Source organism: Rhizobium sp. FG96 (assembly GCF_057808655.1).
Map to the genome: position 1 here is coordinate 123,541 of NZ_JBMDIL010000005.1, position 26,080 is coordinate 149,620.

General features: G+C 58.8%; 21 protein-coding genes and 1 pseudogene. 15 read left to right on the top strand and 7 right to left on the bottom strand.

The genetic code is table 11. The features are described 5' to 3' along the window. Positions 1-22: 22 nt before the first annotated feature. Positions 23-1,303, top strand: a complete 1,281-nt coding sequence (locus ACODR6_RS11440; RefSeq protein WP_246777703.1) for a cation:proton antiporter — start codon at positions 23-25, stop codon at positions 1,301-1,303. A 600-nt stretch (positions 1,304-1,903) separates the two neighbouring features. Beyond that, the gene (gene nhaA / locus ACODR6_RS11445) at positions 1,904-3,091 is read left to right on the top strand and encodes a Na+/H+ antiporter NhaA (RefSeq protein ID WP_203431375.1); all 1,188 of its coding nucleotides are present in this window, start codon (positions 1,904-1,906) and stop codon (positions 3,089-3,091) included. Between the two features lie 30 nt (positions 3,092-3,121). On the opposite strand, the gene ACODR6_RS11450 is transcribed toward nhaA, so the two are convergent. Next, on the bottom strand, positions 3,122-3,274 hold the full coding sequence (locus ACODR6_RS11450) for a hypothetical protein (protein ID WP_246777704.1): 153 nt from the start codon (positions 3,272-3,274) through the stop codon (positions 3,122-3,124). Positions 3,275-3,457: 183 nt separating this feature from the next. On the opposite strand from ACODR6_RS11450, the gene ACODR6_RS11455 reads away from it, so the two are divergent. The 3 genes from ACODR6_RS11455 to ACODR6_RS11465 are packed head-to-tail and all read left to right on the top strand — an operon-like array spanning position 3,458 to position 5,339. Continuing rightward, a complete protein-coding gene (locus ACODR6_RS11455) occupies positions 3,458-4,813 on the top strand; it encodes a chloride channel protein (protein ID WP_203431376.1) in 1,356 nt (451 codons plus the stop codon). A gap of 18 nt (positions 4,814-4,831) precedes the next feature. Further along, the gene (locus ACODR6_RS11460; protein WP_203431377.1) at positions 4,832-5,029 is read left to right on the top strand and encodes a hypothetical protein; all 198 of its coding nucleotides are present in this window, start codon (positions 4,832-4,834) and stop codon (positions 5,027-5,029) included. Positions 5,030-5,063: 34 nt separating this feature from the next. After that, positions 5,064-5,339, top strand: a complete 276-nt coding sequence (locus ACODR6_RS11465) for a GFA family protein (RefSeq protein WP_449099166.1) — start codon at positions 5,064-5,066, stop codon at positions 5,337-5,339. A 244-nt stretch (positions 5,340-5,583) separates the two neighbouring features. Here the strand turns inward: ACODR6_RS11465 and ACODR6_RS11470 are convergent, their stop codons facing one another. From ACODR6_RS11470 to ACODR6_RS11480, 3 genes are all read right to left on the bottom strand, one after another. Further along, positions 5,584-6,069 (bottom strand): hypothetical protein, encoded by a 486-nt coding sequence (locus tag ACODR6_RS11470; protein ID WP_203431378.1) that lies wholly within the window; start codon positions 6,067-6,069, stop codon positions 5,584-5,586. 201 nt (positions 6,070-6,270) lie between these two features. Next, entirely contained in the window at positions 6,271-7,563 is a 1,293-nt protein-coding gene (locus ACODR6_RS11475) for a DUF2254 domain-containing protein (RefSeq protein ID WP_203431379.1), read from the bottom strand. A 98-nt stretch (positions 7,564-7,661) separates the two neighbouring features. After that, entirely contained in the window at positions 7,662-7,982 is a 321-nt protein-coding gene (locus ACODR6_RS11480; RefSeq protein ID WP_246777705.1) for a hypothetical protein, read from the bottom strand. An 86-nt stretch (positions 7,983-8,068) separates the two neighbouring features. Here ACODR6_RS11480 and ACODR6_RS11485 point away from each other — a divergent pair, with 86 nt between their 5' ends. Together ACODR6_RS11485 and ACODR6_RS11490 are read left to right on the top strand one after the other, a co-directional pair. Further along, positions 8,069-8,509: a MarR family winged helix-turn-helix transcriptional regulator gene (locus tag ACODR6_RS11485; RefSeq protein ID WP_130279790.1), complete on the top strand. Its 441-nt coding sequence runs from the start codon at positions 8,069-8,071 to the stop codon at positions 8,507-8,509. An 88-nt stretch (positions 8,510-8,597) separates the two neighbouring features. Beyond that, the gene (locus ACODR6_RS11490) at positions 8,598-9,014 is read left to right on the top strand and encodes a hypothetical protein (protein ID WP_112717220.1); all 417 of its coding nucleotides are present in this window, start codon (positions 8,598-8,600) and stop codon (positions 9,012-9,014) included. A 321-nt stretch (positions 9,015-9,335) separates the two neighbouring features. Here ACODR6_RS11490 and ACODR6_RS11495 read toward each other — a convergent pair whose 3' ends face one another. Next, positions 9,336-9,821 (bottom strand): invasion associated locus B family protein, encoded by a 486-nt coding sequence (locus ACODR6_RS11495; protein ID WP_112717222.1) that lies wholly within the window; start codon positions 9,819-9,821, stop codon positions 9,336-9,338. A 767-nt stretch (positions 9,822-10,588) separates the two neighbouring features. Between ACODR6_RS11495 and ACODR6_RS11500 the strand changes: the two genes are divergently transcribed. Beyond that, positions 10,589-10,753 carry a hypothetical protein gene (locus tag ACODR6_RS11500; RefSeq protein WP_489022550.1) on the top strand — a complete coding sequence of 55 codons (165 nt, stop codon included), beginning with the start codon at positions 10,589-10,591 and terminating at the stop codon, positions 10,751-10,753. Between the two features lie 765 nt (positions 10,754-11,518). On the opposite strand, the gene ACODR6_RS11505 is transcribed toward ACODR6_RS11500, so the two are convergent. Continuing rightward, on the bottom strand, positions 11,519-13,798 hold the full coding sequence (locus ACODR6_RS11505; protein WP_489022551.1) for a cation:proton antiporter domain-containing protein: 2,280 nt from the start codon (positions 13,796-13,798) through the stop codon (positions 11,519-11,521). 248 nt (positions 13,799-14,046) lie between these two features. Next, positions 14,047-14,370, bottom strand: coding sequence for a type 2 periplasmic-binding domain-containing protein (locus ACODR6_RS11510; RefSeq protein WP_203431380.1), 324 nt, complete (start codon positions 14,368-14,370; stop codon positions 14,047-14,049). A gap of 532 nt (positions 14,371-14,902) precedes the next feature. Between ACODR6_RS11510 and ACODR6_RS11515 the strand changes: the two are divergent. From ACODR6_RS11515 to repC, 7 genes and pseudogenes are all read left to right on the top strand, one after another. Then, positions 14,903-15,121, top strand: a pseudogene (locus ACODR6_RS11515) (DUF6894 family protein); the annotation flags it as partial. Continuing rightward, positions 15,118-15,624, top strand: coding sequence for a helix-turn-helix domain-containing protein (locus ACODR6_RS11520; RefSeq protein ID WP_203431381.1), 507 nt, complete (start codon positions 15,118-15,120; stop codon positions 15,622-15,624). The pseudogene ACODR6_RS11515 and the gene ACODR6_RS11520, both read left to right, overlap by 4 nt. Positions 15,625-15,811: 187 nt before the next feature. Then, positions 15,812-17,470: a glycoside hydrolase family 13 protein gene (locus tag ACODR6_RS11525; protein WP_203431382.1), complete on the top strand. Its 1,659-nt coding sequence runs from the start codon at positions 15,812-15,814 to the stop codon at positions 17,468-17,470. A gap of 90 nt (positions 17,471-17,560) precedes the next feature. Continuing rightward, complete coding sequence (gene treZ, locus ACODR6_RS11530) at positions 17,561-19,462, top strand: malto-oligosyltrehalose trehalohydrolase (RefSeq protein ID WP_203431383.1); 1,902 nt, start codon at positions 17,561-17,563, stop codon at positions 19,460-19,462. 2,794 nt (positions 19,463-22,256) lie between these two features. Then, positions 22,257-23,450: a plasmid partitioning protein RepA gene (gene repA / locus ACODR6_RS11535; protein WP_112717235.1), complete on the top strand. Its 1,194-nt coding sequence runs from the start codon at positions 22,257-22,259 to the stop codon at positions 23,448-23,450. Between the two features lie 4 nt (positions 23,451-23,454). Next, positions 23,455-24,456, top strand: coding sequence for a plasmid partitioning protein RepB (gene repB / locus ACODR6_RS11540; RefSeq protein WP_203431384.1), 1,002 nt, complete (start codon positions 23,455-23,457; stop codon positions 24,454-24,456). Positions 24,457-24,610: 154 nt separating this feature from the next. Then, a complete protein-coding gene (gene repC, locus ACODR6_RS11545) occupies positions 24,611-25,828 on the top strand; it encodes a plasmid replication protein RepC (RefSeq protein ID WP_203431385.1) in 1,218 nt (405 codons plus the stop codon). Positions 25,829-26,080: the final 252 nt, after the last annotated feature.

Consider the following 26,080-nt stretch of genomic DNA (forward strand, 5'->3'; position numbering starts at 1 on the left):
CCACAGATCACTCGGGGTAGATGTGTCGATCTTTGAACTCTCCGCCATTCTCTTGACTCTATCGGCCGCCCTCGGCTGGATCAACCACAAGTACCTGCCGCTGCCGAACACGATCGGCCTTCTGGTGATGAGTGTGGGGGCGTCGTTGATCCTTGTCGCCGTCGACGCCGCTTATCCCAAGCGGCACCTCTTCGAGCCGCTGACCCAGGCCTTGCTTCGGATCGACTTTACCGAAGTGGTGATGAACGGGATGCTCGCATTTCTGCTGTTTGCCGGCTCGCTGCATGTCGATCTGGGCAGGATGCGCGACCGCGCTGCGCCTGTGGCTATCCTCGCCCTGTTCGGAACGATCGTGTCCACCGCTATTGTTGGCGTCGGTTTCTGGCTCATCGCAAAACTGTTCGGACTCGAGATGCCGCTGGCCTGGTCGATGGTATTCGGCGCCCTCATCAGCCCTACGGATCCCGTGGCGGTTCTGGCAACCCTCAAGAACGTCAAGGTGCCTGCCAATCTTGAGGTCGAAATGCAGGGCGAATCACTCTTCAATGACGGTATCGGGATTGTTCTGTTCACCGTGATGCTGCTGTTTGCGACGCAGGGTCATGACAGCACCATCACCGCCGGGTCGATTATCAAACTCCTTCTCGTGGAAGGCGGCGGCGGTCTCCTGCTTGGCATCGTTACCGGGGGTATTGCTTACTGGGCTATGCGCCTGATCGACGACTATTCGGTCGAGGTCCTGATCTCGCTTGCCCTTGTCACAGCCACTTACGCGATCGCCGATCGCCTTCACGTCAGCGGACCGTTATCCGTGGTCGCTGCGGGCCTGCTGATTGGCTACCACGGACCGCGCAAGGCCATGAGTGATCGCACCCAGACCTATCTGTTCGGGTTGTGGACGCTGATCGACGAGATCCTCAACTCGGTTCTCTTCCTGCTGATCGGGCTCGAAGTACTCGTCCTGAAATTCGACACACGATCCCTGGAGATAGCGGCCGTCGCCATCCCCCTTGTTCTGTTTGCTCGGTTGATCGCCGTCGGCGCGCCCGCCATGGCTGCTTGGTCGAGCGATATGATGTCGACCAGGAACGTGCCATTCCTCACCTGGGCGGGCATCCGTGGTGGCATCTCCATTGCGCTGGCCCTGTCTGTTCCGGAGAGCCCGGCCAAGCTCGCCATTCTCTCCTCCACCTATGCGGTGGTGTTGTTCAGCATCATCGTCCAGGGTCTCACCTTGGGTGCACTCGCCCGGCGAACCATACTTACAGATAAGCCTCCAGCAGCTGAAAAGACCTCCCACTAACAGCCGACCGCCGGAGACGTCCTTCAAGCATTCCCGCACAGGGGCCGGCGCCGGGGAAGCCGCCACACGCGCTTTGCAGGCGTCTAACGCTTCACGCTAAGGAAGGGAAACGCAATTTTGAGTGGAAGACGCATGCATGTCAGAAATAAGTGGCGTCTATAAGTGATCGCGCTCTGGTCCTCCTTGCACTGGGGCAAATTGCGGTCGGCGCCGCCGGCGTCGCTGGGTGGTTCGGCTTTGAGCCTCATTCCATCTCGCTTCCTAGACGGGTGGCGGGGCGACGGTATGGCCGACGGAGAAAGCCAAGTATAGCAGTCCGGCGATCGCGACTGCTGTGACGGCAAGCAATATCGTTTGAGAGGGACGCATTAGCGACCTCCTATGGGAAGAGACGGAATGCACGGCCCGGTTCAGGCTGCTGATCGACAAGTAAGGCGCCTGACGTGCCGTTCAAGCCTTTGTCAGAACGGGCGCGCCTGTCGATTTCACTAGGCAAACCCATATCCAGTCCTTACTTATGAGACACGCGTGTGCTGCGTGCGCCGGGGATTCCCCTTATTGACGGAGACTGAGATCAACCTTCATCGGAGAAGCGAACCCGTGTCGAAAACGATCCAAGGCCGCATCAAGTCCACGCTGCGTCAGTTTCTCGATAGCGAGGCGTCGGGCGGCCTGATCCTGATGGCGGTGGCCGTGCTGGCGATCGTCGTCGCAAACTCTCCCGCCGCAGACGTCTACTTCCACGCCCTGCATGTCTACCTCGGCCCGCTCAGTCTACAGCACTGGATCAACGACGCCCTCATGAGCGCCTTCTTCCTGCTGGTAGGCCTTGAGATCAAGCGGGAAATGCTGGACGGACAACTGTCGAGCTGGAGCAGACGAATTCTTCCAGGCGCCGCTGCAGCGGGCGGAATGGTGCTGCCCGCACTGATCTACATCGCCTTCAATCTTTCAGACACGTCGACCTTGAGAGGATGGGCGATTCCAACCGCGACCGACATCGCCTTCGCACTCGGCGTCCTTTCCCTTCTCGGGGATAGGGTGCCCGCCTCGCTGAAGATCTTCCTGGCGGCGCTGGCGATCATCGACGACCTCGGCGCGGTGATCGTCATCGCCATTTTCTATACGGCAGACATCAACGTTCTTGCACTTGCCGTCGCAGCCGTCTTGATCGGAAACTTGGTGATCCTGAACCGGTCCGGCGTGAAGAACATCTGGGCCTATCTGGCGCTGGGAGTTCTCCTATGGATCGCCGTCTTCCTGTCAGGGATTCACGCCACGCTCGCGGGAGTCGTCCTGGCGCTTGCCATTCCGCTGAAGGTCACCCCCGGCGCGCCCGAAGCCTCGGACGCGGACTCACCGCTCCATAAACTGGAGCACGCACTCCAGAAGCCGGTGGCTTTCTTCATCGTGCCAATATTCGGCTTCGCCAATGCCGGCGTCTCCTTCGCAGGCGCGTCGGCAAACGTCCTTGCGGAGCCGGTGACCATCGGCGTCGCCGCCGGCCTCTTCCTGGGGAAGCTTGCAGGCGTGCTTGGAACGGTGGCGCTTCTGGTCAAGTCCGGGTTGGCGCAGCTTCCGGCGCGGGCGACCTGGTCGCAGATGACGGGCGTGTCTCTGCTTTGCGGCATCGGCTTCACGATGAGCCTGTTCATCGGACTGCTGGCCTTCCCGGATGCGTCGTCTCAAGATCACGTGAAGATCGGGATCCTTGCGGGCTCGCTTGCATCGGGCGTGGCCGGGGCCGTCGTCCTGAGGGCGTCGGGCCATAGGAAGCAACCGACGTAGACGCGTATACATCACAAGCTTCGATCGGCGTCAGATGCGGGACGCGAGCGGTTCAATTGGTCTGCTTTTATTGGTCACGCCGATCTGAAAGCACTTCAGCAACTCGCGCGCGAGGTCCCGCCCTTCCTCGCTGTCCGGATTGATTGCCTTCGTCAGGCAATGGTCTTTCACCAGAGCCTGCATCGTGGAAACGTCGTCTGGCCGAGGGATGGCGATCCCCTTCCGAAGGCGCTGAGTATAACGTGCTCGGTGGTTCGGCACGGAGCAACAAACCCCGATCCGGCGCATTTTCAATTCTTGGGGGGTGATCTCCGGGCGCCTTTGGCGTTAGAAGATTTCTTGCCTGCGTCACGTACCGAGTCCGCCATGCCAAGCCGTTACCGCCCTTCCAAGCTTCTTCGCCGCTCCCGCGTGATTTGGGGTTCGTTTTCTCTCTGGAAGCCAAGACTGGTGTTCTGGTGCGGGGCCTTCGCGATCGGTGTAATAAGCGTCGGTTTCGCCAAGCTCGCGGATCTGGCGCAAAACGCATTCCTATCTCTCAACTCTGTCGCTGAAGGAAGCTTCCTGCTGCCGCTGTTGCTGACGCCGGCGGGCTTCATCCTGTCGGCCTATCTGGCGTCGACGTTGTTTCCGAATTCAGGCGGCAGCGGCATTCCGCAGGCAATTGCAGCGCGACACTTACATCACGCAGAAGACAGGGCACGGCTGCTGTCGCTGAAGATTGCCTTCGGCAAGATCGTACTGACAGTGCTTGGATTGTTCTGCGGCGCCTCGATCGGCCGCGAAGGGCCAACGGTACAGGTGGGCGCTTCGATCATGCTCGCCGTCGCCCGCTTTGGCGGCATGGCGCAGGCACGCGGGCTGATCCTGGCGGGTTCGGCAGCAGGTATCGCCGCTGCCTTCAACACGCCGCTCGCCGGTATCGTCTTTGCCATCGAAGAGATGAGCCGTACGTATGAATCGCGAGCCAACGGGCTGGTGCTGACCGCCGTCATCCTCTCCGGTCTGGCCGCACTCGGGCTTTCGGGCAGCTACAATTATTTCGGTATGGCCTCGGCGGCGCCGACCGACCTTCGTGACTGGGGACTGGTTTTGATCTGCGGTGTGGGTGGCGGCGCCCTTGGTGCCGCATTTAGCGGTTTTGCCTTGCATTTCGGCCAGAAGATCCGCCGCTGGGCGCAACCGAGACCGCTGAAGCGCACGCTGGCACTTGCGGGAGCCTGCGGACTGGGAATCGCTGTCATCGGTATCGCATCCGGCGGCACCACCTTCGGCACCGGCTACGAGCAGGCGCGTGGCGCGGTCGAGGGCAATGCCTTGCCCCTGCTCTTCTGTGTCGAGAAACTTGCAGCCAGCTTCCTATCGATGCTGTCAGGCATACCCGGCGGCATCTTCGCGCCGTCGCTCGCCGTCGGCGCCGGTCTTGGCAGCACCGTCGGCTCCCTGCTCGGCACCAGCATCGCCCTTGCAGCAATCCTCGGGATGGCGGGTTACTTCGCAGGCGTCGTACAAGCGCCAATGACGGCCTTCGTCATTATCCTGGAGATGACCGGCGACCACCAGGCCGTCATCCCGATCATGGCGGTGTCGATGATCGGTTACGTGACCTCGCGCTTGCTTTCACGTGAACCGCTTTACCACGGTCTGTCGCGGGTCTTTATCGCCGCCGCAATCCGGGCGCGACGCGCTGCGGAGAAGGAACCGGGATCAAATCGAACCTAACACACTCGGCCGACGACCATGCGCGACTATCTCACTGACCGGTATTCTATTCGCCGCGAACATGACGGCTCCTGGACAATCTTCGATCTGTTCACCGGGCTCGCCGCGGAGTACTACGGACGCACAACAACACTGATGGACGAAGGCGGATCGAAGTCCCTATGCATCGTCATGAATGCACTCGACAAGCAACGGCGGCGACAGACCTCGACATAGTGCTCGCTGTGGATTTGGGAAAGACGCAGGCCATATGGAGGATCAGACCAAAGCGACAGTGACGCGAGAAGCCAGTTGCTCCTGCGGCCAGCTTACCATCAGGGCTAACGCGGCCCCCGTAAAGATCTCCGCATGCCACTGCCAGGAGTGCAAGCGCCGCACTGGCAGTGCATTCGGGGTAGCGGTCTTCTTCGACCGGGAAGAGGTGGCGGCTTCAGGAGCCTCGCGACGTTACACGAGGGCGCAAGACAGCGGGAGATCGATCGAGTTCAAGTTCTGTCTTGACTGCGGGTCGACGTTTTTTGGATGACGGACTTTCGGGAGGATCTCGTCGCGCTCGCCCTGGGATGTTTCCACGATCCGTCCTCCCTGGTTCCGACACTAAGCGTCTACGAGCAAAGTCGCCTGAGATGGGTGGGGCTCGACCTGCCCGGCGGAGACTGACACTCCACCGAGCCCTACCAATGCTTGCGCCTTCCCAGCAGCAGACACCGCTCGCGGTATTGTCATTTCCTTCACGTCCAAAAGTGAATTAGTATCACAACATGATATTTTCAGCCGCAGCGGTAGGTCTTAAGGTCATTGGATTCGTAAGCCCTGCCCTTCATCGTCAACCGCACGCTCAAAGGACGGACGCCCGTGAGCTTGTGGCTGTGAGCCTTCTTCTCGACCAGTGGTGCAGGCAAACGGCGGTCAACCGAAGCGATCCAGTGGCCTATGCCACAATTGCCAGGATCGTGGCGCTCCGAAAGGCCGGCAAGACCATTGAAGAGGTGTGGTCCGAAATAGCTTCGGATGCTCCGAGAGGCGCCGAAAGCAGTGACAAGGGGGAATGAATGCGAAGATTCGACCTGGTGGATAGCGGAACCGCATCGTCTTATCCGGGGCATGTTATCATCGTCGCAGGCGACGACGTAAGGACAACCGGCGAGCTCGCAATCAGAGGCCAACCGCATCAAGGCGAAGCGGAACCACTCGAAGCCGCAATCCATCACGCCTTGCTGGTGCGGCAGAGGGACGCGTTGCCAGTTGCGGTGCAAGACGATCTCGGACTGTGGCCCTCTAGGCTCGGAGAACTTGTTCCCTGGACGCCTTAGCGAGGTAGACCGTGCCGATCGACGAACCGGTCTGCGAAACGGCGCCGTCAGTGAGCCGTCGCCGGGGACGACGCTGCCGTCGTGATCGATTGCGTAGAAGCGAAATCATTGAACGGCGCTCGGCAACCTTGATGTCGTGTCCCATCAATCCTCTGCGCCCGGCGCCCAAATATGTTTACCGTCAGCAATGATGGGTGCAGCAGCGGCCCGCAACCTCTCCATGTCGGCGTCAATGTGTATCACCGCGGCCGCTCGATCGAGTGCCTCCTTCGAATGGCGCACGGCGTTTGAATGGAATTGCGGGCCGAGCTTAGAAAGAGCTGCGAGGGTCTTCTGAAGTCGAAGTCCGACTTCGACAAGGCCGGCGCCGTCGCGGGCGATCGGCGTGAACAGGTCGTCGAACAAGTCGGCTGCCGTCAGTGTCGCGACATTGAGCCGGCGATAGACAGCCTCCTCCGGCGCCTCGCCGATTGCTTCGTGCCAGGAGTAAAGGATTCGCATCGCGCGGGAGATGACGTCGATGGCGGTCCCCGGATCATTGACAGCAGGAGACAAGGCGCGCGACGCGATCTCAGTTAGTACCGACGCTCCGAACCGCGGGTCCTGATCGAAGGATCGGACGTCGCCGATCGAAAAGCAGGCCGCGGCCCGATCCAAAACATCCTCGCCCAAAGCTCCACGCAGCCATCCAAGCGGCCGGGCGGGCGAGGCAAGCTTGCCAGGTAACGCCAAGATCACCACGTCGCACTCTATCTCGTCGGCGATTTTCGCCAGCGCCGCTGCATCAACATGCTGCACGTAGCCGATCTCGTCCGTGAAAAACGGTGTGTCACCGGCCCTGGGCTCGAGACTGTCTGCGTCGAGGGCTTTCCCCCCGAGGTTCGGGGATTTCCGCCAGGCCTTTACGGCGTCGAGCGTCGCCTCCTCCACACGGCGTGTCGTCTCTGTCACCCTTCCTAGCCGGGACAGGTGGTCGATCCATCTCAAAAGCGTCACCACGATGAGCACAATGACGCCGATCGTGACGACGAAGAGAACCAGCCGCCCCTGCTCGCCATATGCGCCCGTCGTCAGGGCGACGATGCCGACAAGACTGAACAGAAACGAGCCGACGAAAGTCGCCAGCACGTTTTGTGTCGTGCTGTCCTCCATGACGAGACGGGTCGCACGCGGCGTTACGTTGCTCGTTGCCGCAGAGTAAGCCGAGACCATTGTGCTGAGCGAGAAGGTCGTGACGGTGAGCATGCTCGAAGCGATGATACCCAGGATATTATCGACGGAGTCGGCGCCGATCTTCGTCGACAAGTCCGCCGGGATGTAGGGCGTGACGACGATCGCCAGCAGGGCGGTGGCAACTGCCGCGATTGAGAACAGGGTCGCCCTGAACCAGATCCGCCGCGCCAGAACCGATATCGACCAAATCAAGCGCGAGCTCATGGCATCCCCTTCCTCGAGACAGGTTCAGATAGCATTAGGAGATGGAAATGCAATCGCTCGGATATTTCCGGCCTGAAATCGATCTGGAAAGAGCCGTTTCAGCGGCGCGGCGTCACGCGGTGGCGCTTGTCCAAGGCGTTTACGACGGCGCAAAGGCTGTCGGCGACGCCCTTGTCCAATCCATCGAGAAACCGTCCGACATAATCTGCCGGCCAGCCGGTGAAGATGTCGAACACCGTCCAGGTACCATCCCCTTCGATCCGGACGCCGAAACGATCGGTCTCAAATGGCTGCGTTCCTGACCTGCTCTTGCCAACCATGATGAATGTTTTCTCGACGTCACGAAATAGGCACAGTCTTTTTGCCAGCATCAGAAGAATATGGTCCGCGAGTGATCGGTCGACGCCGGTGGTTTGCACCGTCTCCGCATCTCGCACACGCGATCCATTCTCCTGGCGTGGTTCGACGTTTATATCACATCATGACATTTTGGAAGGACTAATGAATGCCTCGATCGGGACGCCGGATTTCCGGCCCGGCTGACGAAGTCTATGATGGACTTGCTGGCTTCCGGCTTGCCATGCGCCGATTCCTGTCCTTCAGCGAGGCGGCGCTCGCCGAGGCTGGCGTGACCTCCCAGCAGTATCAGGTTCTTCTCGTCGTCCGCACGGCGCCTGGCCGCCAGATCAAGCTTCGCGATCTCGCAGAACAGATGCTGATGCATCACCATGGCGCGGTACAGCTCGTTGACCGCATATGTTCGGCTGATCTTGCGGAGCGGATACCCGCTGAGGACGACAAGCGGAGTGTGCTGATCGGCATGACCAACAAGGGCGAAAAGGTGCTTGAGGGTCTGGCGAGGGTTCATGTCGACGGTATGCTCGAAAACGAACCGCTGTTGGCCGAATCCCTCTCGCGACTGCGACAGGTGACCGAGCTCGCTTGACCGGCGTCACCGTTTTTTGATCATTGCGTGATTGACCTCCGCTCTCAATTTTGTATCATGACATGATATAAAATGGAGGAGAACAGCTATGGAAAATGGCGACAGTGGCTGGTCGCGATACCGGCCTTCCAAGACCCTTTGGGGTTGGTCGATCGTCGGCGCCTCGGCATTGACGATGGTGCTCGGCTTCACCTGGGGCGGCTGGACGACATCAGGCAGGGCGAACGTCATGACCGAGATTGCCGTCCGTAACGCCAAGGCGGATCTGGTCGCAAGCATTTGCGTTCATAACTTTGTTACCGCGAACGACGCCGAGCACAATCTCAAAGCGCTGCAGGCAAAGTCCTCATGGCAGCGCGACGACTTCATCACCGAAGGTGGGTGGGCGAAGATCGCGGGGATCGACGGAACCGTCACGAACGCGGCCGACGCCTGCGCCGACCAGCTCGTAAAAATGAAGGAACTGCCGCGATCGGGAGGAGACGCGCCAGTCACCGACAGCTAGAGTTCAGGTCGGACGTGATGAGATGTCCGGTCCGCGCGTGGCCCGTCCGAAATGATTTCGGGCGGGCCACTTTTGAAAGTGGCGCCGACATTTTGGCGACTGTGGACCCTGAACAGTATCTTCAATGCGGATACGATGTGAGGATTTTGAGGTTACGCCACAGTGTCGGCCAACACGACGCAGAGCGCCTTGGCATAAGTTCGAAAGCTCGAAGCACGAATTGGACCGCTACTTTCGGGCAAAGGTAAACCGCCGTTGCGCCTCCCTGGCGAACTCGCGGCGCCCGCTTACACGTTCGTTTCGAATTGGTTAAGCCCGGCTTCACCTGCATCTCGCGACCCGCTCCAAAGCAGCCGTGATGCCTGACAGAGAATAATCGTAGCTAGTACGCGTTCCTCGTGCAGACGTCGCCTGCAAGGTCATGCGACTGCCGGAGCGAAGCGCGTTGATGAGTCCGGGTTCCTGCGCGGCGTCAGCGACCCAGGCGGTATTGTCCTTTACGAACATCTTGAACGTCTTCTCGCCAACGGAAACCCGTACCGAACCGGGCTGCACTGCGTAGCCGAGGACGGCCTCTGGCTCGTTGCTGCCGCCGTTTTCCGCTGGCGCGACCAGGAAGTAGTTCTTCCCGTGATCGACCTCCGAGGGTCTGGCTTCCTTGGGCACCGAAAGCGCGTAGCAAACAAGCTTTCCATCTCTTTCGAAGGAGTAGACGCCCCAGTCGCCGGTCTGAGAGACCATTCTGGCCGCAGCGTGGGCGGACAGAGGGATCGAGATTGCGACAAAGAGGCCGGCGAGCTTCTTCATTGTTTTCCTTTCTTTACGTCGAATCAGGATCCGCGGCGAACCATCGGTGGCGGGTTGCCGGCGCGCTTTCCGCGCAGAAACCGGACCTCTTCAGAGATGACGGTCCCATCTAGGATAACCCCTTCCCAGATCCTGTTACCGAGCTGGCAGGTGACCACAAACCCGTCGCTCCCGACCGCGTCCGCTGTGGAAACTGAAACGAGGTTCTGCAGGCGATATCGCTTGAACTCCTTGGTGGAGAGGCCCAGGCGATCCGCCAGGATCTCGTCATTCGGCAGATGCCGGGGTTTGATTGGATCTGACACCTCGACGTCACGCTCCGGTCATAGCAATATCATGTCGTGATATAAATCAATGAGCGCCAGCGGTTCAACCCCTTTTTCAAGTGAACTTCGCAGGCGTGTCACATGTGGTCGTTACGCAATGAACCGCTGTGCTTTTCGTCTCCTGGCTCGCCGCTGTGTTCGCCGACATTCTCGTAGGGAACCGCGGTCCAAAGGATGCGCTGAGTGACGTGACCCAGCGCCATCTTTTCGGCCCCTGGACGCTGGTCGATCAGATACTCAATTCAATCCTCTCCCTGTTGATCGGCATCGAAGTTGCCGTGCTTCGCCTTCGACCCGGCTTAGCTTCCGGTCTCGCTCCTTGCGATCCCGGTTGCCGTCGGCGCGCGCTTCGTCGCCACTGCATCTGCCGTTGCGACAGTCAAGCGTCGGTATAGCTTCCAGCGTAGTACGACCGTGGTGCTGGCCTGCGATAGCCGGCGCGTGGGTATAACGATCGCGCTGGCGCTGTCGCTTCCAGACACCGAATGGAAGCCGCTCCTCCTCTCAACGACAGACTGCGTGGTCGTCTTCTCGATATTGGTTCAGGGGCTTACGCTGGGGCGTATGGCAAGCCACGCGCTGGAGCGGCATGCAGCAAGCGGCTAGGCGACTTTCGACCTCGTGATTGCAGCCTCAGGAGCGGCGATTGTCTCCAAAGCGCCCGCCTTGACAAGGCTCGCTAGGGACACTCCGGCATGGCGGTCCGCCCGAGGGAACTTGTGGACTCTTGACGGCCAAATCGATTATTGAAACCTTCGTTTGCCGGGCGCCGACGTGCCACGCAACGGTTAAGGGGACACCTGAAAAGTTGGCGGATATTAGAACTTGACCGATACTCGACCCTCGAATACATCACGACATGATATTTCTAGGGACTCAAGCGTGCAGAGAGATACCCGCATTGTTGTGGCGGCGGTCATCGGAAGCGTGCTGGTTTGTGGCATCTGCTTCGTCATTTGGATGTGGAACGAACCGTATCGTCCGAACTGGGACCTCCCGGCGGAGACGCGCTCGCGTGAATGAGCGACCGAACGCTGCGAATTTCGTCCGGTCAAACCTGGGCCTCTTGATCGATTGGCAGCAACCGCCGCCAAGACCATGAGGCCGGTGGCAACCAACGGATACATGACAAACAGCACGACCGGCACCGACATAAGGAAGTGCAAGGATAGGTCAAATGCCAAGGGCGCACCTCGGACCCATGCCGGTAAGGGCGATGCCACGCCACGGGATCAGGCCTGCGGAGAAGGAAATCATTAAGATCGGCTCAAGTTTCGGTCGAAGCGTCGGGTTTCCGCGACCCTTCTTACTTTTAGAACTATCGAATGACCTCGGCTGGCTTTTCTAAAACGCCAATGGAGCGCCCTTCCCTTATGTCTCTATGAATACAAAGGATCGATCGGCGGTCTCCAGCAAAGTGTCTGCTATTGTTCCGTAAGAAAGAATTGAGCCTGCACGCTTGCTTACCCCTAGAACAATTAGATTGAACCGGCCCTTTCTCGCATGAGCAAGGATCGCCAGCTCAGGGGAGGAACCATGCGAAACCACTTTCTCCACATCGACATCGTAGAAGCCCGCAATCTGATCGATGCGCTGGAAAGCAGAGTGGTGAATATTGCCGGTGTCGCTTACCCTGGACGGCGACGCCGCTTGCCCAGGCTCCTGGAAATAGACAGCGGATATCGCGGCACCACTCGCCTTTGCTATGACGCATGCGAACTCGGCAGACTTCATGGAGCGCTCTGTTCCGCTGACGGGAACAAGAATTCTGAGCTCGGTATCCTCCGCTGGAACTCTTCCTCTTGATGCGACGAGAGCGGTCGTACCTTCGAATGCTTCAATCATGGTCGAAAGATACTCGCTGTAGCCGCCACCTTCTGACGTCGTCGGCTCGATGCCGACGAACATCATGTCATGGCCCTTCTCTGCCGTGTCAGCGAGGACATCTTCCAACTTGCCATCCCGCTCTCTGATCGACACGTGGATGTCGGATCTGACCTCAGCTCCTTCTTCAGAGGCGGCTTCCACAGCGCCGCCGGCGATTTGGCGAACGCGATCGCTGACGAGTTTTGCGCGATCGCCAGCCTTCGACGATTGCTCTGCCTTGGCGGCGTCGGCATCTGGCGCATCGACCGCCAGAACGGTGACAGGCATATTCCTGACCGCCGCGAAATGCCCTGCCACCCGGGAAGCCAGATCGCTGCTGGATGACTCATCGGTGACAAGCAGAACGCGCTCGAAATCCGATAGGAAGCTGGTGTCTTCGAAAGATTCAAGCTCCAGCCGGTTTCTCTCGTCGTCCCGCATCGGCAGTCTCTTTAGCGCCCAGCGTAATGTCGGTGGCATGGCCATCGTTGTGACAACCGCCATGGCAACAATCACCGAGAACAACCGCTCGTCCAGCACGCCAACAGAAAGGCCAATCGAGGCGACGATCACCTCTGTCGATCCGCGTGCGTTCATGCCACATCCGAGTGCAATTGCCTCCGCGTTAGTGAAGCCGCTGACCTTAGCGCCCGCGAATGCACCCGCAAACTTCCCGACACTTGCGATGACGATCAGGCCGGCAGCGAGGAGAGCGATCGAGGGCTCTCCAAGCACGCTGAGATCCGTGCTGAGGCCCGTCAGTCCGAAGAAGACCGGCATGAACAGTGCCGTCGTCAACCCCCGTAACTGACCTTCGATCTGCTTGGTGAGGATAGGAGATTGCCCTACCAGAATGCCCGCGACAAACGCCCCGAGCACGGTGTGAACGCCTATGGCATTGGTGATGATCGCCATTGTGCCCATAATCGCAATAATGGCGCTTAAGACCGGCAGATCGCTTTTGAATTTGTCGTTCGTCCAGCGAATGATTTCAAAAACGATGCGTCGGCCGACTGTGAAGCTCAAAGCCATAAAAGCGACGGTACCGACCACACTCTTCGCCAATGTTGTGAGGTCAACGTGCCCGCTTTGCGCGATACTGAATGTCACTGCGATGATGACCCAACCAACCGTATCGTCGATGATGGCAGACGCCACGATCAGTTGGCCGACGTTGCGGCGCATGAAATCCATCTCTCGGACAACTGATGCAACGATCTTCACCGATGAGATAGACAAGGCAGTACCGAGAAACAGCGAGGTGACAAGACGCGCGTCAGGATCAGGGAGCAGCGTAGCTGGCACGAGCTCACCAAGAGCAAAGCCCAATGCGAACGGCAAAACGATGCCTGTGAGCGAGACGCCTGCAGCCGCGCGACGAAGCTTTAGGGCTAGGCCAAGGTCGGTTTCCATGCCCGCGAGCAGCAACAAAAATAGGATGCCAAGCTGGGCAACAGCATCAGCCATCGCCTTCTGCGCTTCACCATCCGGAAAGAGTGCCGTGTGTGCGCCCGGTGCAATCACCGCGAAGATGGAAGGACCAAGGAGAATTCCTCCGATGATCTGACCCATGATCGAGGGTTGCCCCAATCGCACCATCACCTCGCCCAGGAGTCTGCCGACCACGACGAGGATCATGATCTGAACCAAAAACAAGGCTTCGGACGCCCCGGTGCCGTTTCCTTCCGCCGCTGCCGCGGCGCCGCAAGATGACATGAAGCATAAGAAAGCGATCGGCCACACTGAACGTGAGGGCTTCCCAAAACTTATATTGCTGAATGTCAATTTGACGCCCCCGCACTCTCTTGCGGAGAAACGGTTCAATCGCGGTCCAGTTCCGCCAGGGGGCATCGAGCCAAGCAAGATTGCGCGTCGATGTTGAAACGAAGCGCGGATAGCGCCGGAGCAAGAGGTGTAAACGCGCCTCAACAAAACCGCCACAGATCCGCTTCCCGAACGACCTTCTTGACGATTGGAAATAGACCACTCAGCCTCATCCCATCGCGCGTTGGTTTTTGTCGAGGCCGTCCTGTTTAACGAGTGGACGGCCAGCGGGCGGTTCTAGCAAAGCCGCAGCGAGATTGAGGTCGGCACTTGAGCTGGCCGGGCCTAGCTTTTTCTCGTCGCAGGTCCGGATCACCGGAGAGATGATTGACGAGGAAGGACACGAACATCCTGACCTTGACGGCGATGTGACGATTGGCAGGATAGACTGCATGGACCAGCGTCGCGATGTCCCAGTCGCTCAGGACCGGAACGAGTTGCCCTGTCCGGATCGCCGGTCCAACGACCAAATGCTGACTGCAATGCGATGCCCATTGCGGAAAGTGCTGCAGCCAGCAAACTTCGTCCGTCATTGCACTCTAATAGCGGCACGACAGGGACGCGCCGTGCGGCCTCTGTGTCCACTGAGCGAGCGGAAATTCCGCCGCAGGTGCCATTCACCCCGGACGACCAGCAGAAGCTTGCGGCGCTCTGCAAGCGGAAAGGCATTGAATTCGTTGGTCCACCGATCGACTGCAGGAGCACTTCACCGACAGCGCGGCCAGACACCGATCTCAGAACCCGAAGTGGCGCTGAGGTACGGTGCTCGATCGACCTGCGGAACACCATGGCAAATCAAGGCGGATCGCACGAACAGCACGTAAGGGCTGCTCAGAGCAAGTCGAGTTCAAAGCAGGCTTCGACGACGAAGTCATCGCCTTCCGAAGGCAAATCGGCTGACAAGCAGGGTGGCTCGCATGAGCAACACGTCAAGCCGGGCCAGCAGAGCCACAAGAACAGCCATTAGGTTCCAGGCCCCCCATCGCCGTGGGCCTGATGCGATTAAGACGCAGGCTTGCGGTTTTTCTGAACATCGAATGGCGATGAGCTGCGGTCGACCCAGACGGTACCGAATTCGAAACTGTCGAACTTGCCTTCGAAGAAGCAAGGGCGAGCGCTAGGGATCTGATGGCGGAGAAAATTCGCGGAGGCCAGAAGGTTAATGGCCATCGTATCGAAATTGCCGATGCTGACGGTATGGTCGTTGCCGCCTCGCCGGAGAGGTTTTACAAGTCGCTCCTACCAAGTACCGTCAACCACCCGAAGCAACCGGAGCGAAATTGACGAAAAGCAAACCGGAAGAATTTGACGCGGTCATTGGATCGCGGATGCGCGCGCAGCGACGGCGTCTAGGTCTGTCGCAGACGCAGCTCGGCAACTGCATTGGCATCACCTATCAGCAAATTCAAAAGTATGAGACGGGACGCAACAAACTGAGCCCGGTACGGCTCCTCCAGATCGCCAGGTGCCTAGCGGTGGCTCCCGAATGGCTTTTTGGCGATGCAATGTTCGTAGGCGCCCTCGGTGACGCATCAGTTTCACGGTTCTCCGACGCTTTTCATTCCTCAGAAGACTTGTTGTCTGCCTTCACCTCCATCGCCGACGCTTCACTTCGGTCACTCGTTATCGAGTTCGTGGAATATTTGACGCAGCGGCCGGAGCTCGCCTCGGGAGTTTTTCCAACTCGCGCTTGCGAGCTTCGCCTGCTGCTCGAAGAAACAGGGGGAGCTAAATCGCTGGGCCATGCCGACGTGGCCAACCGTGAGATCGCCGCCCGGCATCGTTAGAGACGTTCCTTTTTGACCGCAGATGCAAGGTGGGACCTTCGTCGGTTCTTGAGATAGACCCGTTTATGCGATCGCGCATAAAGAATGCTGGCGGCAAAGCGGTGGGCAAGGTTTTGCCGGAATAGCCGGAACCTTCTTCGCGTCTGATCTTTGTTCAGCAATCACTCTGACACCGCGGGGATCTTCCATGGCCGACGACAGCAAACGGACCGACAGGTGGTGGGAACGCAAGACAATCTACCAGATTTATCCACGCAGCTTTGCCGATAGCAATGGTGACGGCGTCGGCGATCTCGGCGGCATCATTTCCAAGCTCGAATATCTCAAGACACTGGGTATCGAGATCATATGGCTTTCCCCGATCTACACGTCGCCGATGGACGACAACGGCTATGACATCTCCAACTACACCGACATCGCCCCGGAATATGGCACGCTCGCAGATTTCGACCGTCTCGTCAGTGAGGCGCGGCGACGCGGCATCGGCATCGTACTGGATCTGGTCGTCAACCACACCTCTGATGAACACCCATGGTTTGTTGAAGCGAGAAAATCGGTCGATAATCGCTTCCGTGATTTCTACATCTGGAGAAAGCCCCGCCCCGATGGGACTGCCCCGAATTCCCTGACCTCGTCCTTTGGGGGCCCCGCCTGGACACTCGATCCCGCAACCGGCGAATACTATCTTCATCTCTTCTCACGGCGGCAGCCCGACCTGAACTGGGAAAATCCGCAAGTCCGTAACGAGATCTACAAGATGATGAACTGGTGGCTTGACCGCGGCATTGCGGGCTTCCGCATGGACGTCATCGATTATATCGGCAAGCAGGTGGATCGCGAAGTCATCACAGACGGACCGCATTTGCACACCTATCTGCAGGAAATGCGCCGCCAGACCTTTGCGGATCGCGATATATTGACTGTGGGCGAAGCATGGAGCGCAACACCCGGCTCCGCACTTCTTTACTCCGGCCGGAACCGCAATGAACTTTCGATGGTTTTCCAGTTCGAGCATGTGACGCAGCAATGGGATGAAGTCTACGGCAAGTGGCGCTCGCGGCCGTTCGATCTGATCAGGCTGAAATCCGTTTTGAACAAATGGCAATATGCGCTAGCCGACGACGGTTGGAATTCCCTTTTCTGGGGCAATCACGATCTGCCGCGGGCTGTGTCGAAGTATGGAGACGTCAAAGGCTATCCGGTCGAGTCGGCCAAGATGCTGGCAACGGTTCTGCATCTGATGAAAGGAACGCCCTTTATCTACCAGGGCGAGGAAATCGGCATGACCAACGTGCCGTTTTCCAAGATCGAGCAGTATCGGGACATCGAAACCCTCAACATGCACCGTCTGCACCTGGAAGCCGGCCTTTCGCCCGAAGACTTCATCAAGGGTGCCAACGAAAATGGCCGGGACAATGCCCGCACGCCGATGCAGTGGGCGCCTGAGGCCAATGCCGGCTTCACCACTGGCATCCCCTGGATTGAAATCAATGAGAACTACACGGTGATCAACGCGGAACAGGCTATTTCTGATGAACACTCCATCTGGAACCACTATCGCAAGCTGATCGCGCTTAGGAAAAACAGTCCCATCGTCGTACACGGGCGCTACCAGTCCTACTTGGACCATCACCCTGATGTATTCGTCTATTCGCGCAGGCTCGGCGACGAGTTCATGGTGGTGGTCGCCAGTTTTTCCGCCCGCATCATAACCGTCGAACTGCCGGAAGAGCTGCTCGTCTCCGGTCAATGCCTGATCAGCAATTATGCGCCCGTCACACGGTTAGCCGGTGTCGTCGAACTCCAGCCATATGAGGCTTTTGCCATTCTTGTCATGCGAACCTAGGCGAATGGAACAATGACCGGGCAACATGGTTACGACCAACGCCCGCGCATGGCTGTCTGATGCTCGTGGTCCATTGTTGGAGGGTGAAACATGAGCGCCAATCAAGACGTCTTGGCAGGTAACGAAAAGATCGGGGAAAACCGGCGATATCCGATCGGCGCTGAACCGATCGGCGCGTGCGTGTCCTTTCGCGTATGGGCACCGGCACAGGACAGCATGACAATTGTGCTTGACGAGGGACAGACGTTCGACATGCGTCGTCAGCATGACGGTTACTTCCAAATCGAAGTCGATAACCTCAGGCCGGGCGCCCTTTACCGCTTCAAGCTGGGAAGCTGTGACCAACTTGCCCCAGATCCGGCGTCGCGGTTTCAACCCGACGGGCCCACCGGTCCATCGATGGTCGTCGATCCGGGAGACTTTGACTGGCATGATCACGAATGGACGGGCCTCAGCCCAGGCGGTCAGGTGCTCTATGAAATGCATATTGGAACGTTCACGGCTGAGGGAAGCTATCGGGCAGCGGCCGAGAAGCTTCCCTTCCTCAAAGAACTCGGCATCACCTGCCTGGAGCTGATGCCGGTCAATGAATTTTGCGGATCGTTCGGATGGGGCTATGACGGCGTTCTGGCCTATGCCCCGACACGCCTATACGGATCGCCCGATGACTTGCGCTTCTTCGTCGAGACGGCCCACAAACACGGAATTGGGGTTATTCTGGATGTCGTCTATAACCATTTTGGTGCCGGCGACCGGTTTAAGGATTTTTCGCCGGACTACTTCACGGATCGCTACGCCAACGAGTGGGGCAGCTCGATCAATTTCGACGGTCCCAACAGTGCCGGTGCGCGCGAATATTTCGCGAAAAATGCTGCCTATTGGATCGATGAATTTCATTTCGATGGTTTGCGATTGGATGCGACACAGGCGCTCTTCGATGAAGGCGACGAGCATATATTGGAGGTGATTGCCCGGGAGGCGCGCCGAGCCGGCGAAGGCAAGTCGATATACCTCGTGGCGGAGAACGAGCCTCAGCAGACCCGTCTGGTGCGCAGCCTGGAACAGGGCGGTTACGGTCTCGATGCGCTTTGGAATGACGATTTCCACCACTCCGCGACCGTCGCGCTGACCGGACGCAATGAAGCCTATTACCACGACCATCTGGGCTGCGCACAAGAATTCGTTTCTGCTGCGAAGTACGGCTATCTCTTCCAGGGTCAACGATATGATTGGCAGGACGCGCCGCGAGGGCAGCCGGGCTTCGACCTGCGTCCCAGCGCTTTTGTCCATTTTCTGCAAAACCACGACCAGATCGCCAATTCCGGCGTGGGCCTCCGTATGGACAAGCTTGCGTCACCCGCAAGGGTCCGGGCGATGACGGCGCTGCTCCTTTTAGGTCCGCAGACGCCGATGCTGTTTCAGGGCCAGGAGTTCGGCTCCTCAAGTCCGTTCTTTTACTTCGCCGATCAGTCGGGCGAACTCGCGAACCTTGTGCGCAACGGGCGGATCGACTTCCTCAAACAGTTTCCGAGCTTGCAGGACGATAGCTTCGTCGAACGGATGCCCGATCCGGCTCAACCGAGCACTTTTGAACGCTCGAAACTCAACTGGTCGGAGACCGAAGCGAGCGGGCATGTCATAGCGTTGCACAGGGATCTCATTGCTCTGCGTCAGCAGACGCCAGCAATAGCCGGCAACGGCGACGTTGATGGAAGCGTTCTTGCTCAGTCGGCTTTCCAGTTGCGGTTTTTTTCCCCGGACCCGTTGGACGAGAGACTGCTGATCGTTAACTTGGGCCGGGATCTCCCGGTCATGAGCCGTGCAGATCCGCTTTTGGCGGCGCCTTCGGGAACACGATGGTCAGTGGAGTGGGCGAGCGAAGAGTTTGTCTACGGCGGATCCGGCAGAAGGCCGATCGACCTGCTGCATCGCTCGACCTTATGCGCAGACAGCGCCGTGTTGTTTCGCCCTGTCGCGGCGGCGCCACGATAAGACAGCCGACAGTACTATCAGCCGAGTGGCATGCCCCTCGCCGGAGGGAGCCCGCGAAAACCGCATGTGCGGGCGCCCCCTCCTCACCCTGTGACTGAAGTCTCGGCTGACGGCCCTACTTCGCCTCTGTCCACTCGATCGTCAGCGCACGGGCAAGCTCCGAGAGGGGGTGGAAAAAACCAGCCGGAACAGGGGAAGTTTGCATCACTCGCTTGCCACTATTTACCGTCCGGGGTCTTTTGCGAAAGTGCAATGTGCTCCGCATAATCCCCATCTGCTGTTCTCAGCTCACGCCTGCACGACCGCTGGATTTCGATCCTGCGCTGCCTAGATTATTCTACTGTTAACCATCTGAAGAAATGACATTATTTTCCGTGCCGGAAGCAATATCGGCCTTTTCTTCCGCTGCCCGTACAGCCTACGAAGCCACTATTTCCGGGCCCTGGAAGTCGATCGCTGGAGAGTACTGTGCATGGCATCCGGCGCACGTGGCCAACCAGTCTGGCACCTGGCAAACATACCCGTTGGCGACGGATTTATCAAGCCGAACCGCCTCTAACATAGGGCCAATGTTCGCAATTTCCGATCCACGCGTTGCCAAGGATAGCCCCCGACCCAATGGCGTCAGCAGAATTGCGGTGCCGGTCGCGAAAGATGGGCGACGTCTTCGGACGGCACGCAACGCGACTATGGCGACCTCGCCGCGGGCGTCTGCAATGAAGACCTGTGGAGGAATGGGTTCGAGATCCCGGGCAAAGTCCTAGCCCAAATTGGCTTTGCGCGCAGATCAACAGGGGGAAGCAACAGGGCCGGTGCCGGCCGGCGTTGCGATCAAGAAGGCAGATATTAGTGTCATCGACGAACCAAGGCGGAGGCCTTCCAAGCAGAAAATCGAGCGTCCGACAGATGTTTCCCGCGGGCAACCCGTGAGGCAGTGCCGCCAGGAGTTAAGTGACCTCGGAATTGTCAATGACAAGCGGCATGTCCTTGGCATTCGAACCGACCGGGCAGGGATAAGGGCGACGGGGCGGCCTGCCGGGCACCAGCAGATTGACGTGATGCTTCGGAGCAGCATGAATCAAGCCGCAGCCCCCCGTGCCGAGGCACCCCTTACGGGCCGTGGCGGGACGTTACGCGCGGGACCCTGCCTCAGCCCCCGCGCTGCACGCCGTGATCGCATCACGGATTGATGCGCCGCAGGATCTCCTATCGCGGCTTATTCCAAGGCCGGACGCCCCGCGCAGCAAATCCCCTCCCCTGAATGTTCGTCCAGCGCAGCTCGTCAACCCCGAGCGGGCATTGGCATCCGCCGGAAGGCTCTGGATCTGCTATCCAGCTGCGAGCATCGGTCTGGTCTGATGCGAACCGATCCTCGCGTCGATGCCAGGGGAGCCCCCTCGCCGGTCTCACGTCCCCTTTGTTTTCCGGCGCGACGCAGGAAAGTCGCAAAAGCTGCGTCGCGATCGTCAACGGCCTCTGGCGACGCGACTGAGACAGGAAGAAGCTTCGGCGCGCATGGCGATCGCAACTGGACCCTGACAAGCGCCGGCGCGAAGAGATCGCATCCTGAGTGGCGCCGATGTGTACGGCCTTTTGTGGGTGTCGCATCGGCAAGATGAGCGCAAGCATTGGGGCACCGGAGTTGTCCGCGGACAACTGTTGTGCTGCTTTACATCTTGGCGGGTGGGCATCGGCGCTGACGGTCCACCAGCGCTCGAAAGCGTGGGAACGAGTGAGCAATCTTCCCGACATGTCGGCTTCGCAAGGTGCCGGGACCGTTTCGAGCGTGACCTTCTTACAGCAAGCTCAGAGCGCTAGCCGAGGTTTGCCACAGGGGCGGGTTGGCCGGCTGGTAGAAAACAAGCCGCGCAATCACCTATCCGCCTCGATACAAAACTCCCAACGCGAACCGTCGTCTCATTAAGGTCGCGCGTTCGCAATCGCCTGACGCTGGGATGCGTCGCTCCCAATCCCTTGCTGGCGATTGACACGGACCGCTGCGGCATCCAGCGCGTGATGGAGATCGTTGGCGCGGCTTATCTTCACCATCTTTAGGTGGCTACCCCACGCAAGGCGCCGCCACCAACCATTGTCATACTGTCTGACTGGAAGCCCTTCTGGGACGCATCTCAAATTGGACTGCGCACCACAATCCGGAACATTGACGGAGCGGCGAGAGCGGTGCCCGTTTGAAGCTGTAAGGCTCCAGGTTCGAATGATGCGATGTGCTGTCGCCGCCTATCAATTTCGTGGGACAAGGCCGCGGGTGAGAGCCGCACCGCCGCGCCGACGTCGCGACGCACAGCACTCAGCGCCACACATCGGCCACGACAGGACCAACCCAATGCAGTTGAAAAGTTCCTGCCGACCGCCGGGCAGAACTGACTACAAGCTCAGCGGCAAAATCGTTGATCCTGACTGGCATGCTCGCCATGCCTGGCACCAGCGTTCGCCGCCCGTGTGGGACCGGCCCTTTCTGCAAGGCGACTGGACAGGGGTCTCGCGGCCCACCGCAACATTGATGAACGGGGTGCATCGCCGCTGGCGCCGGCTGGAACGGACCTGTCGCAGAGTTTCCGCTTCACGGGGGCCGCGGACAACCCGCCGAGTTGTCCGCGGACAACTCGCAAATCAGGGCGTGGCGAACACCGTTTCTTGGCCCGAAAGGCCCATCAAATCGGCTCTCCACAGGTCATGGTTAAGCGTTTGTAAATTGGTAACGAATCGGAGCATACTCTAACTGCGCAGTTTTCCACCCTATTCGAACATTTGCGCAGTTGATTGGAAAAACACTATGCAGCCGAGTCTCGCCCTTCAGGATGATCAAGAGCACCTCCCCTCGCTTCTGGCAACAGATGCGCAGGAACTCTCATACCAGCTTCAGCAGCACCAGGCGAAGATCTTTTCGCCGCTGGCACGCAAGACCCTGCGGACATTCTCGCCGGCCGAAGCGGCAAGCTTCATCGGCATCGGCGAGGGCTACCTGCGCCAGATTGCAGCCGAGGGCCACGGCCCCGATCCCCTGGCCAATGGCCGCCGCCTCTACAGCGCCGAGGACATGGATCGTATTCGCCATGCGCTCGACCAGCGCAACGGCAACACCAAATATATTCCTGCCCGCAAGGCCTCCGAAAAACTCCAGGTCGTTTCGGTCATGAACTTCAAGGGCGGATCGGGCAAGACAACCACCGCCGCGCATCTGGCGCAATATCTGGCACTGAGAGGTTACCGTGTTCTGGCGATCGACCTCGACCCGCAAGCGTCGATGTCGGCGCTGTTTGGTCATCAGCCTGAGTTGGATGTCGGCGAGGGGGAAACCCTCCATGGCGCTATCCGCTACGAGGATCCGCGGCCAATCGCCGAAATCGTGCGCGCGACCTATACGCCGAACCTCCATCTTATTCCGGGCAATCTCGAACTGATGGAATTCGAGCACGAGACGCCGCGCGCTATGGCATCGGGCAACGCCGAGACGATGTTCTTTGCCCGTATCGGCGAAGCACTGACGGACATCGAAAGCCACTATGATCTGGTGATTATCGATTGCCCGCCGCAACTCGGATTTTTGACGATGTCTGCCCTTTGCGCGGCGACATCGGTATTGATCACCGTTCACCCCCAGATGCTCGACGTCATGTCGATGTCGCAGTTCCTGACGATGACCAGCGAGTTGATGTCCGTGGTCGAAAGGGCAGGGGGCCGCACAAGCTACGACTGGATGCGGTATCTCGTGACCCGCTTCGAGCCCAATGATGGACCGCAGAGCCAGATGACCGGTTTCATGCGCGCGATCTTCGGCAATCGCATGCTTCACAATGCGATGCTCAAATCGACGGCTGTCTCCGATGCCGGCGTAACGAAGCAGACACTCTATGAGGTGGACCGCGCGCAATTTACCCGCGGGACCTACGATCGCGCACTGGATTCCCTCAATCTCGTCAATAGCGAAATCGAGGCCCACATCCGGTCGACCTGGGGAAGGAGGTAAGTGAATGTCGAGAAAGAACCTGCTTGAGATTTCGAGCCCGAACGGGGAACGCCCCGAACCGGCACCTCATCGTGACAGCCGGCCATTGGCCGGCCTTGCTCCGACGGTCCGCTCAGGCTCACCTGTCGGGGGCATTACAAAAACCCTCGGAAACATAACCGAGAAGATGGAGCGCGCCACCGACCTTGAAAGGCAGCTGGCACAGGGACAGACAATCGTCGAGATTGATCCGGCTCTCGTTGACGCCTCATTCGTTGCCGATCGACTTGAAATCGATCCCGTTGAACTTGCACAACTCGTCGAGCAGATTCGCGAACACGGGCAGCAGGTTCCGGTTCTGCTCAGGCCGCATCCCGGGGCCAGATCGAGATACCAGGTTGCCTATGGTCATCGTCGTTTGGCGGCAACGCGGATGCTCGGCATCAAGGTCCGTGCCGTCATTCGCGAACTGACCGACGAACAGCTGGTGGTCAGCCAAGGACAGGAAAACAGCGCCCGCACCAACCTGTCATTCATCGAGCGGGCATTGTTTGCTGCACGCCTGGAGGAACGCGGCTTCGGTCGCGACGTAATCATGGCGTCTCTCGGCGTCGACAAGGCTGCGCTGTCCAAGATGATGTCGGTCATTTCTCAGGTTCCGATGGCCGTCCTTACGGCAATCGGCGCTGCTCCAGATGTCGGCCGGCGACGCTGGGCAGAGCTGGCAGAAAGACTGACCCCAAGCAATTGCGAGACCATTGCGACCGAGTTGTCCGCGGACAACTGGCGTGCCTTGAGCAGTCCGGAACGGTTCCAAAGAGCTCTCGAAATTGCACAAAACAAGGAGCAGCGTACTGTTTCGGCCGCTACCAAGGCAGAAATTCCAGGCCTGCCCGTCACCCTGAAGACGTCAGCAAAGAGTGCCACCTTTGTCTTCAACAACAAGGCCGCACCTGGATTCGACCGATTTGTGCAGGAGAGGCTTTCGCAGCTCTTCGCCGAATACCAACAGCAACAAGGAGCGTAACGCGCAAAAGAAAAAGGCCCCCAAACGTCGCCGTCGTGGAAGCCCTTCTCGATCTTAAGCAAATCAAGAATCGCATTTCCCCGAATCACAGTCAAGAGTCTTGGCGCCATTTTGGTGAGCGGATTTCTTTTGCCTCAACGTAGGTGAAAGAAAAATGGATACGACATATGTGACGACGCCTGTTGGGCGGCGGCCGATGACGCTTGCCATGATGTTGGCACAGCACAAGGCCGGTACCTTGCCAAAGGACCACCGGCGCAACAAGTGGAAGCTCTTCAGATCGGTCTGCGAGGCACGCCGTGATCTCTGCGTGAGCGACCGGGCGCTGACGGTTCTTGATGCCTTGCTGACGTTTTTGCCTGATGATGACCTGTCCGGCAGTGCCTCCCTCGTTGTGTTTCCGTCGAATGTTCAGCTCTCAATCCGGGCCCGGGGCATGACGCCAGCGACCCTACGCCGGCATCTGGCTATGCTCGTTGACGCCGGATTGATTGCCCGCAAGGACAGTCCCAATGGAAAGCGCTATGCCCGGCGGGGAAAGGGTGGGGAAATCGATGAGGCCTTCGGGTTCAACCTGGCCCCGCTGCTTGCCCGCGCCGATGAGATCGAAGCTGTCGCCGAACGTCTGCGCCTCGAGCGGGAACACCTTCGCCTTGCCAAGGAACGTCTTTCAATCTGCCGCCGTGATATCGGCAAACTGATTGCTGCAGCTACGCTCGAGGAAGTCCCCGGTGACTGGACATCGCTTTTTGGGGCGTTCCGCCGCGTTGTCGATGGATTGCCTCGCCAGGCCACTCTCCTGGAGGTCGAAACTGCATTGCGTCAGCTCGAAGATATTCGCTCCGGTGTCGTCAACCAATTGGAAACTCATGTAAAAGCACAAAATACAGGCGCCAATGAATCGCAGGGTGAGCGCCACATACAGGATTCAGATCCAGAATCCCTTTTTGAAATTGAAGCCGCAAATCACCACGAAGAAATCCAGCAGTCAGGTCCGGAGACCTTCGTCACTCAGATGGGAGGCGGAGAATATACAACGTCAGCGGTCAATCTCGGCGCTGTCTTGAAGGCATGCCCGCAAGTGAACTCCTACGGCCCGAACGGAGCCGTCCGAAACTGGCAGGATCTCGCTGCTGCAACAGAGATCGTGCGCACCATGCTTGGCATCAGTCGTTCGGCCTATCAGGATGCGGTCCTCGCTATGGGTGCCGAAGGGGCGGCAATCGTCACGGCGTGCATTCTTGAAGGCGCAGAGCGGATAAACTCGCCGGGTGGATACCTGCGCAGCCTCACCCTTCGAGCGCGGCATCGCTCCTTCCAGCCAGGCCCCATGCTCCAGGCACTGTTGCGAGGTAGCCGTCAGAACAGTTGAAAGTCGCATGCAAACCGTAAGGCCCGATGATGAAAGCCCATGCAAACTAAAAAGCAGTCCTACACCTTGAGGAAAGGGATGACGGAAACTAAGATCCATTTCACTTCTTCTCACGCAAAGATATGTTTTGTTTTCAGAGGGCTACCCCTACACTGCAGATATTTCTGAAGCGTTCCTTAACCTGATAATCAACGCGATGATGCTTCCACGGGCCCAACGGCGCTAGGGCACGATTGCTGGCCACAAACGGGA

Excerpts from the sequence above, each read along its gene's own strand:
- ACODR6_RS11525 (WP_203431382.1), top strand. The coding sequence starts at position 15,812 with ATGGCCGACGACAGCAAACGGACCGACAGGTGGTGGGAACGCAAGACA.
- ACODR6_RS11475 (WP_203431379.1), bottom strand. The coding sequence starts at position 7,563 with ATGAGCTCGCGCTTGATTTGGTCGATATCGGTTCTGGCGCGGCGGATC.
- repA (WP_112717235.1), top strand. The coding sequence starts at position 22,257 with ATGCAGCCGAGTCTCGCCCTTCAGGATGATCAAGAGCACCTCCCCTCG.
- ACODR6_RS11460 (WP_203431377.1), top strand. The coding sequence starts at position 4,832 with ATGCGCGACTATCTCACTGACCGGTATTCTATTCGCCGCGAACATGAC.
- ACODR6_RS11485 (WP_130279790.1), top strand. The coding sequence starts at position 8,069 with ATGCCTCGATCGGGACGCCGGATTTCCGGCCCGGCTGACGAAGTCTAT.
- repB (WP_203431384.1), top strand. The coding sequence starts at position 23,455 with ATGTCGAGAAAGAACCTGCTTGAGATTTCGAGCCCGAACGGGGAACGC.
- ACODR6_RS11455 (WP_203431376.1), top strand. The coding sequence starts at position 3,458 with ATGCCAAGCCGTTACCGCCCTTCCAAGCTTCTTCGCCGCTCCCGCGTG.
- ACODR6_RS11510 (WP_203431380.1), bottom strand. The coding sequence starts at position 14,370 with ATGACGGACGAAGTTTGCTGGCTGCAGCACTTTCCGCAATGGGCATCG.
- ACODR6_RS11465 (WP_449099166.1), top strand. The coding sequence starts at position 5,064 with ATGGAGGATCAGACCAAAGCGACAGTGACGCGAGAAGCCAGTTGCTCC.
- ACODR6_RS11450 (WP_246777704.1), bottom strand. The coding sequence starts at position 3,274 with ATGCAGGCTCTGGTGAAAGACCATTGCCTGACGAAGGCAATCAATCCG.
- ACODR6_RS11495 (WP_112717222.1), bottom strand. The coding sequence starts at position 9,821 with ATGAAGAAGCTCGCCGGCCTCTTTGTCGCAATCTCGATCCCTCTGTCC.
- treZ (WP_203431383.1), top strand. The coding sequence starts at position 17,561 with ATGAGCGCCAATCAAGACGTCTTGGCAGGTAACGAAAAGATCGGGGAA.
- ACODR6_RS11490 (WP_112717220.1), top strand. The coding sequence starts at position 8,598 with ATGGAAAATGGCGACAGTGGCTGGTCGCGATACCGGCCTTCCAAGACC.
- repC (WP_203431385.1), top strand. The coding sequence starts at position 24,611 with ATGGATACGACATATGTGACGACGCCTGTTGGGCGGCGGCCGATGACG.